Genomic DNA, 12,466 nt, shown 5'->3' with positions numbered 1-12,466 from the left:
CGCTCGATTTCTATCGGTGAATCACCGTTTTATCTGCGATTGGCATTGTTGTTTTGTCCGTTTCCGTGAGGGCGCGGCGCTCTGGGAGGACGTTCTTCGTAACCTTCCGGCTTCGGAAGCAGAACTTTACGGGATAACTTGAACTTGCCGGTCTTCGGATCGATATCCACGAGCTTGACTTCGATCGTATCGCCTTCCTTGAGCCCGGATTCTTCTACTGTTTCCAGCCGTTTCCAGTCGATTTCCGAAATGTGCAGCAAGCCGTCCTTGCCTGGCATGAATTCTACAAATGCTCCGTAGGGCATGACAGAGGAGATTTTCCCTTCGTACACTTCGCCGATTTCCGGTACCGCAACGATGCCTTTGATTGCCCTGATGGCCGCATCGATCGTGCTCTTATTGGTTCCGGAGATCTCGATTTTGCCGACGCCGTCGATTTCCTCGATATTAACCGTAGCTCCGGTCTTTTCCTGAATACCTTGAATGATTTTTCCGCCCGGGCCGATGATGGCGCCGATGAACTCCTTACCGATCGTCATGGTCTCGATACGCGGGGCATGAGGTTTCAGATCCGGACGTGGAGCGGGAAGCGCTTCCGTGATTTTATTTAAGATATGGAGACGTCCTGCTTTTGCCTGCGCCAAAGCATTTTCAAGGATTTCATAAGATAATCCGTCCACCTTGATGTCCATCTGGGTGGCGGTGATGCCGTCCTTCGTGCCTGTTACCTTGAAGTCCATGTCGCCTAAATGGTCTTCATCTCCCAAGATGTCGGAAAGGATTGCATAATTGGTTCCCTTGTTTTCGGAAATCAATCCCATCGCAATACCGGATACCGGTTTCTTGATTGCCACGCCGGCATCCATCAGAGCAAGTGTTCCTGCGCAAACGGTAGCCATGGAAGAAGAACCGTTCGATTCCAAAATGTCGGAAATGACGCGAACCACATACGGATAGTTCTCCGGGATCATGCGCTTCAAAGCGCGGTGGGCCAGGTTTCCATGGCCGATTTCCCGGCGTCCGACTCCGCGCGACGCTTTTGCTTCTCCGGTAGAGAACGGAGGAAAATTGTAGTGTAAAAGGAATCTTTCTTTTCCGTAATTCAATACGTCGTCTACCAGCTTTTCGTCGGATTTGGTACCCAAAGTAACCGTCGCCAACGCCTGCGTTTCACCGCGGGTAAAGATGGCCGATCCGTGAGGCCCCGGCAGATAGTCCGTTTCGATCCAGATCGGGCGGATTTCGGTCGTTTTACGGCCGTCGAGGCGTTTCCCTTCGTCAAGGATGGCGCGGCGCATAGCCTCTTTTTCCACGTCGTGGTAATAGCGGTCGATCATCGCTTCTTTTGCCGCCAGGTCTTCTTCCGAAAATTGAGTCTTATATTCCGCTACGATTGCTTCGAAGGCTTCGGTGCGTTCCTGCTTCCCTGTTCCTGAAACCGCAATGGCATAGGCCTTGGCATAGCATTTGTCATGAACGTCTTTACGTAAATCTTCGTCGTTTTCTTCGTGATTATAGGTGCGTTTCACCGTTTTTCCGCAGGCTTGCGTCAGTTCGATCTGTGCCCGGCATTGAACCTTGATCGCCTCGTGAGCTATCTTGATGGCTTCCAGCATTTCGGATTCCTGCACTTCGGCCATTTCTCCTTCTACCATCATGATGTTGTCGATGGTTGCCCCTACCATTATGTCTATGTCGGCTTTTTCCAATTCGGAGGAAGTAGGATTAACCAGGAATTTCCCATTGACTCGGGCGACACGCACTTCGGATATCGGGCCGTTGAAAGGGATGTCCGAAACCGCCAGAGCAGCAGATGCGGCCAGTCCGGCCAAAGCGTCCGGCATATCTTCGTTATCTGCTGAGAACAGGATGATGTTGACAAAAACCTCTGCATGATAATTATCTGGGAACAAAGGACGGAGTACCCGGTCAACCAAACGTGACGTTAAAACTTCATAATCCGACGCTTTTCCTTCTCTTCTCGTAAACCCGCCCGGAAAACGTCCTATCGCAGAAAACTTCTCTTTGTATTCCACCTGTAGCGGCATAAAATCAACCCCGGGATTTGCATCCTTTGCGGCACAAACAGTAGCAAGTAAAACGGTATTCCCCATTCGCACGGTGACGGCGCCGTCTGCCTGTTTTGCCAATTTCCCGGTCTCGATGGTGATGGTCCTTCCATCCCCTAACTCGATCGTCTTGTTAATTGGATTAAGCATAATAATCTTTTTTTCTTTTTCTATCTATCTAAATTCGGGCAAAGGTAGTGAATGTTTGCTGAATATAAATAGAAAAGCGAAAGATTTACAGCCTTGTGGATGAAAAAAACGGTTGATTGAACGTGATAATCCGGATATTTTCTTTTTTTTGTTTTTCCAATCGATTCAGTACGCCCGCCATTTGGTAAGTCTGTCAAGACAGACAAATATACGGGAGTTTCACTTTTGTTGATTTACAGTAGGAAAAGGGTGTTGCTGTAGGCTGATTTTTATGTGGATATGCGCCCTATGCTTTGTTTGACTCAGGTCGTTCACGAGGGCCATCAGGTGTGAAAAATTATTTAGGCGCACCAGACGGGTAATCGGTAAGAAAAAACTTGAGGTGTTGTACAATTTTTGATAGAATTTCCCGTATTTATCTATAACGATGTATCTGCTTTTGTAATAAATAAATTATATTTGCATCTGTTAAAGATATTTTGAAATAAAAGATTGCTTTTTATATACTGTATATGAAACAAATACCCAATCGCCTACTGCTGGCATGTAGTGTTTTGCTGCTGCTGCTTTCCGCTTGTAGCCGCTCTTCTGATTTTAAGGTCAAGGGGGTTGTCACCGGTGCTGATGGCCAGCTTTTGTATCTTGAGAATGTAGGGCTTTCCAGTGTAATAACCTTAGATTCGATGAAACTGCCCACCGGAGGAAAGTTTTCTTTCAGGCAACATCATCCGGAATATCCCGACTTTTACCGCTTGCGGTTAAACGGAAATTTAATCAATTTTGCCGTGGATTCGACCGAAACGATCACAATACAGGCGGATGGCGGTACCTTCTCCACTTCTTACACGATAGAAGGCTCAGAAAACAGCAAGGCGATCAAAGAAATTACATTGGCCCAACTGGATGCGAACCAGACAATCAGCCGGTTGCGGAAAGACTATGAAGAAAAACTGATAGCTGATACGACTTATCAACGCAAAGTCTTGGCTGCGGTGGAAACTTATAAAGAGACCGCCCGCCGCTTTATTTATAGCGCTCCCATGTCTACGGCTGCTTATTTCGCTCTGTTTCAGAAGGTCGACGGATTACTGTTCTTCGACTTGTATGACCGCACCGATTCCAAATCCTTCGGGGCGGTGGCGACCAGTTATGATCATTTTTATCCTGAAAGCCCTCGCTCGAAGCATCTGAAGAATCTGGCCTTGCAGTCGATCAAAGTCACCCGTGCGGCCCGGGACAGGCAAATGGATCTCTCCAAAGTGGAGGCAAAAGAGATCGGTTTCCTTGATATCAACCTGCCGACGTTGGACGGCTCCCAGATTTCCCTTTCTTCCGTTTCCGGGGAGGGGAAAGTTGTCTTGGTTAATTTTACCGCTTACCAGACCGAATGGTCGGGGGAATTGAATATAACCCTGCGGGATATTTACAACAAATACAAGGGAAAAGGGCTTGAGATTTACCAGGTTTCCCTTGATAATGATCTGCATTACTGGAAAAATGTCGCTGTCAACCAGCCATGGATATGCGTGCGCGATCCGGAGTCCGTCTATTCCCAAATTGCGGCGCTCTATAATGTCAAGAAGCTTCCCGCTCTTTTCCTCCTGGATCGCAAAGGAAACATGACCAAGCGCATTGATGCAATCAATACGATTGATGCCGATATCCAAAAATTATTGTGATTGGATGACCGGGCGAAGGCCTGAGGGGATGTTATAAAGCAGCATCGGAAATTTGCATCTGACAAAACCTTCTTGTATATTTGCCCACATAATAGAATATAAAGAGTTCCGGCCATAACGTTGGTCGGGATTCTTTTTTTATTGCATGTATAACGAACTAACTAATTATAAATAAGGAGGGTTAATTATGGCTGTTTCTTATATGACCGAAGAAGGTTACAACAAGATTCTGGAGGAGATTAATTATCTGGAAACAATCAAACGTCCGGAAATCTCCGCACAAATTGCTGAAGCGAGAGAAAAAGGAGATCTATCTGAAAACGCAGAATATGATGCGGCCAAAGAGGCGCAAGGTATGATGGAGGCAAAGCTCGCACAGTTGAAAGCGCTCATCTCGAATGCCCGACTCATTGACGAATCGCGGATTAAAACGGATGCGATTCAGATCATGAATAAGGTAACGCTGAAAAACAGGAAAAACAATATGAAAATGACCTATACATTGGTTTCAGATTCCGAAGCGAACTTGAAAGAGAATAAGATCGCAATCAGTACGCCGATAGCTAAAGGGTTGATCGGGAAAAAGGTAGGGGATGTGGTCGACATCAAAGTCCCTTCCGGCGTTATGAGTTTTGAGGTACTGGATATATCTATTTAAAGGTAAGGAAAGATGGCAACAATTTTTAGTCGTATCGTGGCTGGTGAAATACCCTGCCATAAAATTGCGGAAAATGAAGAGTTCTTCGCCTTTCTGGATATCAGTCCGTTAGTCGAAGGGCATACGCTGGTGGTTCCAAAACAGGAAGTCGATTATATTTTTGACTTGGATGACGAGCGCCTGCAACACATGATTATTTTTGCCAAGCAGGTTGCAAGGGCACTTCAGTCGGCAATTCCTTGCAAACGAATAGGGTTGGCTGTTTTTGGCCTGGAAGTACCTCACGCTCATATCCATCTGGTTCCGATTAATAAGGAATCGGATATGTTTTTTGGAAATGAAAAACTGAAAGTGACGCCTGAAGAATTGGCTCGGACTGCCGAGAAAATACGTAAATTCATATAAATTAGGATAAAGAGAGTGAGAACACAATTTGTTTAATTATCTTTGTAGCCCTTCCCTCTTCATCATGATTAGGAAGGGGTAAGGTAAATATTCATTAGTGGTTTTTACTCATAATTTGTTAACCTTAGGAGAATGGCCCCTCTGAGACAGAGCGGCCTTCTTAGTTTTTAGACGAACCATGTACTATGAACTATAAAGGATGGTGAAGGATAAAACGATTGGTTTGACTGGGCTGGGGATGGCAGTTGGAAAGAGGACTTTATGAAATAACAAAGGCTGCACCTAACAGTACAGCCTTCATCCAAACAATTAATTATAGAAACAAATAATTAAGATCTTTTATTTTATATGATCGACCAGGGGAGCCAGTCTATATGCCCCCAATGAGGTGGGTATCCCACATGGTAGGCATATACCAGGCATAGGATGAGCGATACGATCCAGAGGCCGAGAAGAATCCATTTCGCCGGATTGGGCATCGGACTGAGCTTGAATATCTTGCCGCACAAGAGGTAGATCAGGGCGATAACCGGGATACCCAGTAGGAGAATGGCTCCGATACTGCCTAGCACTGTCAAATAGGTCGGGACTGCGGTGATGAAATTGATCTCGGGGCCGATGAAGGGTAAGGTACCGATCAAAGCTCCGGCTCCACCGGCAAATAAAGCGAAAATGACAATGAAAAGGACGAAAATAACAAGGACAAGCACCGGAAGCAAAATTATGCCGATAATGATCGCGAAGACCTTCAGTAGTACGCCGACGAAAGTGACAAGGAAGTCCGCGAATTTTTGAAGAGTTGTTCTCGGTTTGTCCGAACTGATATAGTCGTTGATCTGTGCCGACGTTTTCTCAAAGCCATCGGTCACGCTTTTCCCTATGTTCTGCAGGTTGACGCTCTTCCCTCTCATGATGAGCCGGTCGGTTGCCGTCTGTGCAAGTGGCATGACAAGCCATAAGATTAAATAAGGAATCACAACCGGTATATAAGGAATGAATAAAAGCAGGATTAAAGCCAGACGGACGGCTGTCGGATCGATGTTCAGGTAGGCGGCGATCCCGCTGGCTACTCCTCCTAAGATCCGGTCTTCGCTGTCCCTCATCAACCGCTTTTTCTTTTTCTTTCCCGTTTCGTCTCCTTCTTCTTCCAAGGGAATATCCTTTTCGGCATGAGGATTGCCTTCCTCAAAGATTTCTTCGGGGCTTCCCATCCGTTTGATTACGTCCTCCACATGGCCGATATTGATCACTTCGTAGCCGAGGCGCTTCCTCTCTCCCAGCAGTTCCGAGATGCGGGATTCGAAATCATTCATGATTTCATCCGAGCCTTCTTCCTTGCGGAAGTGTATTCGCAGGTTTGTTAAATATTTATCTAACAACTCATAAGCATCTTCATCTATATTGAAAACGCTTCCTCCTAAATTGACAGTTAGAGTCTTCTTCATTTATTTATGGATTTACTTGTTTTATATGGGCGATTGTCTCATTCAATTCTTGCCAGGATATCTCCAATTCCTTCAGGAAGTCTTCTCCCTTTTCGGTTAATTGGTAGTATTTCCGTGGAGGGCCCTGCGTTGATTCCACCCACTGATATGCCAGAAGTTCGCTGTTTTTTAACCGGGTTAAAAGAGGATAGAGAGTCCCTTCTACCACGATTAATTTTGCTTCTTGTAACTTCTGTATAATATCGGAAGTGTAAGCCGGTTCTTTTTTGAGAAGTAAAAGGATGCAATATTCCAATGCTCCCTTTCTCATCTGTGATTTTACATTTTCCGCATTCATCTCTTTATTCTTTTGATGCAAAAATATGCATTACTATTGTACTATGCAATACATGCTACTGATATTTAATTTATATTAACTATAAAAGAAGAGTTTTGAGTGTTTTTCTTTGAAAATGACCTTTAATACATGGAGAGATAACCCGGGATTAGGTTTAAAAGTGTATTTTTGTATTTACCAAATACAGGACAATATGAGGAATTATCATTTTGCAGAACTAATTTTCCGACAAGCGGAAAAGTACGGCTCCCGGACAGCTTTGAAACAAAGAGATGACGCGACGGGTAAATGGATAAAGATCTCGTGGTTACAGTTTGCCGAAAGAATTCTTTGTACTTCCCAGGCAATGGCCGAGTACGGAATTGAAGCAAAGGAGAATATCGGGGTTTATTCACAGAACATGCCCCAGTGTCTCTATATAGATTTCGGAGCCTTCCGGAACCGTGCAGTCACTGTTCCGATGTATGCAACCAGTTCATTTAAACAGGTCGAATATATCGTAAAAGATGCCAATATCCATTTTTTATTTGTTGGTCAGCAACTGCAATATAATAATGCCTTTAAGGTACAAAAAGAGAACGGTGGCATATTAAAGCGATTAATTATCTTTGATCCTTCCGTCAAGATATATCCTGACGATACAACCTCCATTTATTTTGAGGATTTTATCCGCTTAGGTATTAATGGAAGCGCCGAAAGCCTGGCAAATGCGCGGGCCGTACAAGCCGAACCGGACGATATCGCCACCCTTATTTATACTTCGGGAACGACCGGAGAGCCTAAAGGGGTGGTGATAACGCATCGTAATTACCTTGAAGCTATGCGTATCCATGACATACGGCTGACTTATGTGACGGACAAGGACCTTACGGTCTCTTTCCTTCCCCTTACCCACGTTTTTGAGAAGACATGGGTCTTTTATTGCCTGCATAAAGGAGTCAGGGTAGCGATTAATCAGGATCCGCATCAAATACAGCGTACCTTGAAGGAAATCCATCCGACGCTGATGTGCAATGTTCCCCGTTTTTGGGAGAAAGTCTATACAGGAGTGAACCAGAAGATAGAACATTCGGGCAAGATCATGCAGAAGCTGTTTTTAAATGCGATACAGACAGGAAAGGAGTATAATCTGAACTATCGCCGGTTGGGTATTTCCGCCCCCTTCGGTCTGGCATTCAAGTTTTACCTTTACAAACACTCTGTATTTCTTCTTTTGAAGAAAGTGCTTGGATTGGAGAAAGGAAATGCTTTTCCGGTAGCCGGTGCGCCCTTGTCCAACACAATCGCCGAGTTCCTGATTTCGGTCGATATTCCGATCGTTTACGGATATGGTTTGTCGGAAACGACAGCAACTGTTTGTTGCTTTCCCGAGAAAAACTATACGATCGGCTCCATCGGTACGATTATGCCGGATATCCAGGTGAAAATCGATCCGGAAACGAATGAAATCCTGGTAAAAGGGGAGACGGTAACGAAAGAGTATTACAAAAAGCCGGCGGAAACAGCGAAAGCTTTTACGGAAGACGGCTTTTTCCGTACGGGTGATGCAGGCCGGCTGGAAGGTGATACCCTTTATTTCCTGGAAAGGATTAAGGATTTATATAAGACTTCGAATGGAAAATATATCGCCCCCCAGGTAATCGAAATGAGCTTTAGCGGGGATACCTATATCGAGCAGATCGCTGTAATTGCCGATGAACGCAAATTTGTGAGCGCCCTGATCGTGCCTTCTTTTCCTGATCTGGAAGCATATGCCAAAGAACATGGTATCGAATATGAAGGCCGCGCTGATTTGATATCCAAGGAGGCGATCTACCGGATGATTTTTTCCCGGATCGAGGGATACCAGAAAGATTTCGCCACTTATGAAAAGATAAAACGGTTTACGCTATTGCCGGAGCCGTTTTCTATGGAAAAAGGAGAGCTGACCGATACTCTTAAATTGCGCCGCAATGTGATCGCCCAACGATATAAAGATAAAATAGATGCCATGTATGTGGAAAAGGACTTTTGAAAGAGAGAAGAAAAAGCTACTTTTGCATCAAATTAAAAAAGAAACGAATTATGATTACAGTAGACCAACTACACGATGTGTTGGAGCGCAGTGAAGCGCTGGGGAGGTACCTTTGACATCGATAATAAGAAAATCCAATTAGAAGAAGAAGAGCTTCGCACCCAGGATCCCGGTTTTTGGGAAGACGCCAAGCGTGCCGAAACACAGATGAAGGTTGTGAAAGACCTGAAAAAGTGGATCGAATTATATAAAGAGGTTTCCGATTCGGCCGAGGAACTGAATCTGGCATTCGAATACTCCAAAGAAGGCATTCTTTCGGAGGAAGAAGTCGAAACGACCTACAAGCATACCCTTGCCTTAGTCGAGAATCTGGAGTTTCGTAACATGCTCCGGGAGGAAGCCGACCAGATGAGTTGCGTACTCAAAATCAATTCGGGAGCCGGAGGGACCGAAAGCCAGGACTGGGCTTCCATGTTAATGCGTATGTATATGCGTTGGGCGGAAGCCAACGGTTATAAAGTGACCATTAATAATTTGCAGGAAGGAGACGAAGCCGGAATCAAATCGGTTACCATGCAGTTGGAAGGCGACTATGCTTATGGTTATCTCAAAGGAGAGAACGGTGTACACCGCTTGGTGCGCGTCTCACCCTATAATGCGCAAGGGAAGCGGATGACCTCTTTTGCCTCCGTCTTTGTGACTCCTCTTGTTGACGATACGATTGAAATAGATATCAATCCGGCGGACTATACTTGGGACACTTTCCGTTCAGGAGGTGCCGGCGGGCAGAATGTGAACAAAGTGGAAACCGGCGTCCGGATACGTTATAACTATAAGGATCCGGATACCGGCGAAACCCGTGAGATTCTGATAGAGAATACCGAAAGCCGTTCCCAGTTGGATAACCGTGAAAATGCAATGCGCCTTTTGCGTTCCATGCTCTATGATATGGAACTGAAACGCCGGTTGGCTGAGAAGGAAAAGGTGGAAAGCAATAAGAAAAAGATTGAATGGGGCTCCCAGATACGTAGTTACGTTTTTGACGACCGGCGGGTAAAAGATCACCGGACAAACTACCAGACTTCGGATGTCACCGGAGTGATGGACGGTAAGATCGATGGCTTTATCAAGGCCTATCTCATGGAATTTGCCGGTCAGGAAGCCGCCGAAAAATAAAATAAAAAGAGGGAGACAGGCATGGGAAATTTCTTTAAATCATTGTTTTCTGCCTCACCGAAGGATACGGAGGAGGAAGAAAAGGAGAATAATCAGAAGAACTTTGATGTATTTAAATACGATGGAGTCAGGGCGCAACAAATGGGACAGATTGCTTATGCAATCAAATGCTACGAACAGGCGCTGCTGATCGAGGAGGATTACGAGACGCTGGGCTTTCTTGCTTCTGCCCTTACGCAGTCGCATGAATTGGAGAAAGCTTTGGATGCGACCGGAAGGATGGTCGTGCTCGAACCGCAAAACCTTATGGGGCGGACGATGCGGATCAATCTCCTGCTCCTTCTGGATCGTCCGGCGGACGCCCTTTCCGAATGCAATGATATTTTGAGCTTTGCCCCGGACAATTATCTGGCCTATTTCCTGAAAGGCAAGGCGGGTAAGTTGACGGGCTCTCCAGTGGAAGCGCTTTCCGACTTGACCCATTGCCTGGAGCTGAAGGATGATTTTGCGGATGCGTATCTGCTCCGTTCGGAGGTTTTGCTTTCGCAGGAGTTGGCCGATAAGGCGTTGGCCGACGTTGAGAAAGTACTTTCGATTACTCCGGAGGAAGAGGCCGCTTTCCTGCTGAAAGGAAAGATCTTCCATAGCATCGAACAACCGGAGAAAGCGGAAGCGAATTACCGGCAGGTACTCGACCTGAATCCTTTCAATCGGGATGCAACCCTTTTGGTCGGTGAACTGTTGGTCGATCAGGGACGGTTGGAGGAAGCGCTCGAGCTGTATAATGACGCCGTTGATATAAATCCCGATTTTATCCAGGCCTACCTGAGAAGGGCGGAAGTGCATGATTTGAAAGGGAATGCTTCCGAAGCCTCCGAAGATCGGCAGAAGGCAAAGGAACTGGCGGAAAAAGCGCATGGCGCGGATGAGCAGAGCGAACCGCTGAATGTTAACGAACTATATAAAGGAGGAATTTATTGAGATGAGGCGAGTGTCAGGTAAAATCCAAAGCCTTCTATGGGTTGCTCTTTTTCTTTTTGTCATTACCTCTTGTGCCACGCGTCGCCAGCCGGTCTCTCCGGAGAGGGGAAAAGACGCTAAACATGAATTCCGCGGAGCCTGGATACAGACCGCTTTCCAAAGCGAATACCAGTCCATGAGCCCGGCCGAGATGAAGAAGAGCTTCATGCGGAAGCTGGACTATCTGCAATCTTGCGGAATCAATGCCATTATTTTCCAGGTACGTCCCGAGGCGGACGCCTTCTATCATTCCGAACTCGAACCATACAGCCGTTTTTTCACCGGCGAGCAGGGAGTCGCTCCGGAAGGTGGTTTCGATCCGATGGCCTTCCTGATCGAAGAATGCCACCGGCGGAACATGGAGTTCCATGCCTGGTTGAATCCCTACCGGGTTAGTACGGGAGGACGTACGGATTTCGCGCCTTCCCATGTCTATTATCGTCATCCGGAATGGTTTGTGGAATATAACAAGCAGATACTGTTCGACCCGGGAAGGCCCGAATCCCGCCAGTTTATTTGCTCGGTTGTCCGCGATATAGTCTTGCGTTATGACGTAGACGCCATTCATATGGATGATTATTTTTATCCCTACCCGGCGCCGGGATTGTCATTCCCTGATGACGAGAGTTTCTATCAATACGGGCTTTCCAAAGGGTATAAGGAATCGCAACGGGGAGATTGGCGACGCGAAAATGTCAACCAATTGATCCGGGAGCTGAAACGTACCATCCTGTTGGTCAAGCCTTGGGTGCGCTTCGGCATCAGTCCGTTCGGCATTTACAGGAACAAGAAAAGCACCCCGGACGGTTCCGGAAGCGAAACGAACGGCTTGCAGAATTACGACGATCTTTATGCCGACATTACCTATTGGGCAAAACAGGGATGGATTGATTACACGATGCCGCAGATCTATTGGGAGATCGGGCATTCGGCTGCCGATTACACGACTCTGCTGGAATGGTGGAACAAACATACGAACGGCAGGCCTCTCTATGTCGGTCAGGACGTGGCGCGAACGATGAAGGCACGGCAACTGACGCAAAAAATGCGCCAGGAACGAAGCCAGTTGAATATAAGCGGGCATTGCTTCTGGCCAGCCAATGAACTATTATGGAACAATGGCGGCGTGGCGGATAGTTTACGGCAAAATTACCACCGGTATCCGGCTTTGATCCCGGCTTACACGCATCTGCACAATCGTCCTCCGGAGGAAGTGAAGAAATTGAAGGGGGAATGGACGCCGGAAGGCTACCTATTGCACTGGCAAGCGGAACAGAGCGAGCTCAATCCCGAACTGGCGCGTTACTTTGTCATCTACCGCTTCGGGAAAGGCGAACCGATCGATCTTTCCAACCCGGCGCATATCGTGGCGACTACGCGTAATCTGCATTATTTTGTCCCTTACGACAAAAACGATCACAACCACACCTTCCATTATGTGGTGACGGCAGTCGATCGTTTCCATAATGAGAGCCTGAAGGGAAAAGGAAAGAAGGTAAAACTGTAGTAAAAA

General features: G+C 46.5%; 10 protein-coding genes. 7 read left to right on the top strand and 3 right to left on the bottom strand.

The annotated features are described in order from the left end of the window. Positions 1-29 precede the first annotated feature (29 nt). On the bottom strand, positions 30-2,219 hold the full coding sequence (pnp, locus tag BQ8014_RS18400; RefSeq protein WP_080905627.1) for a polyribonucleotide nucleotidyltransferase: 2,190 nt from the start codon (positions 2,217-2,219) through the stop codon (positions 30-32). Positions 2,220-2,731: 512 nt separating this feature from the next. Between pnp and BQ8014_RS18395 the strand changes: the two genes are divergently transcribed. From BQ8014_RS18395 to BQ8014_RS18385, 3 genes are all read left to right on the top strand, one after another. Next, positions 2,732-3,898, top strand: coding sequence for a TlpA disulfide reductase family protein (locus BQ8014_RS18395; RefSeq protein ID WP_080905626.1), 1,167 nt, complete (start codon positions 2,732-2,734; stop codon positions 3,896-3,898). A 187-nt stretch (positions 3,899-4,085) separates the two neighbouring features. Beyond that, the gene (gene greA, locus BQ8014_RS18390; RefSeq protein ID WP_080905625.1) at positions 4,086-4,556 is read left to right on the top strand and encodes a transcription elongation factor GreA; all 471 of its coding nucleotides are present in this window, start codon (positions 4,086-4,088) and stop codon (positions 4,554-4,556) included. A gap of 12 nt (positions 4,557-4,568) precedes the next feature. Beyond that, entirely contained in the window at positions 4,569-4,961 is a 393-nt protein-coding gene (locus tag BQ8014_RS18385) for an HIT family protein (RefSeq protein ID WP_080905624.1), read from the top strand. 344 nt (positions 4,962-5,305) lie between these two features. Here BQ8014_RS18385 and BQ8014_RS18380 read toward each other — a convergent pair whose 3' ends face one another. Beyond that, entirely contained in the window at positions 5,306-6,406 is a 1,101-nt protein-coding gene (locus BQ8014_RS18380) for a PspC domain-containing protein (RefSeq protein ID WP_080905623.1), read from the bottom strand. A 4-nt stretch (positions 6,407-6,410) separates the two neighbouring features. Then, on the bottom strand, positions 6,411-6,743 hold the full coding sequence (locus BQ8014_RS18375; RefSeq protein ID WP_080905622.1) for a PadR family transcriptional regulator: 333 nt from the start codon (positions 6,741-6,743) through the stop codon (positions 6,411-6,413). A 193-nt stretch (positions 6,744-6,936) separates the two neighbouring features. On the opposite strand from BQ8014_RS18375, the gene BQ8014_RS18370 reads away from it, so the two are divergent. The 4 genes from BQ8014_RS18370 (at position 6,937) to BQ8014_RS18355 (ending at position 12,460) form a co-directional block, all read left to right on the top strand. Further along, the gene (locus tag BQ8014_RS18370) at positions 6,937-8,757 is read left to right on the top strand and encodes an AMP-dependent synthetase/ligase (RefSeq protein WP_080906061.1); all 1,821 of its coding nucleotides are present in this window, start codon (positions 6,937-6,939) and stop codon (positions 8,755-8,757) included. 50 nt (positions 8,758-8,807) lie between these two features. Continuing rightward, positions 8,808-9,933 (top strand): peptide chain release factor 2 gene (gene prfB, locus BQ8014_RS18365; protein ID WP_139785151.1). Its coding sequence is split into 2 segments (ribosomal slippage): positions 8,808-8,870 and positions 8,872-9,933, totalling 1,125 coding nucleotides; the frame shifts between segments, so codons are not numbered across the junction. Positions 9,934-9,954: 21 nt separating this feature from the next. Further along, the gene (locus tag BQ8014_RS18360; protein ID WP_080905621.1) at positions 9,955-10,914 is read left to right on the top strand and encodes a tetratricopeptide repeat protein; all 960 of its coding nucleotides are present in this window, start codon (positions 9,955-9,957) and stop codon (positions 10,912-10,914) included. 1 nt (position 10,915) lies between these two features. Next, complete coding sequence (locus BQ8014_RS18355) at positions 10,916-12,460, top strand: glycoside hydrolase family 10-like protein (RefSeq protein WP_080905620.1); 1,545 nt, start codon at positions 10,916-10,918, stop codon at positions 12,458-12,460. Positions 12,461-12,466: the final 6 nt, after the last annotated feature.

This window comes from Parabacteroides sp. Marseille-P3160, from assembly GCF_900162725.1.
Lineage (GTDB): Bacteria > Bacteroidota > Bacteroidia > Bacteroidales > Tannerellaceae > Marseille-P3160.
Note: the sequence above shows the minus strand (reverse complement) of the source record. Positions and strands in the feature narration are given on the sequence as shown.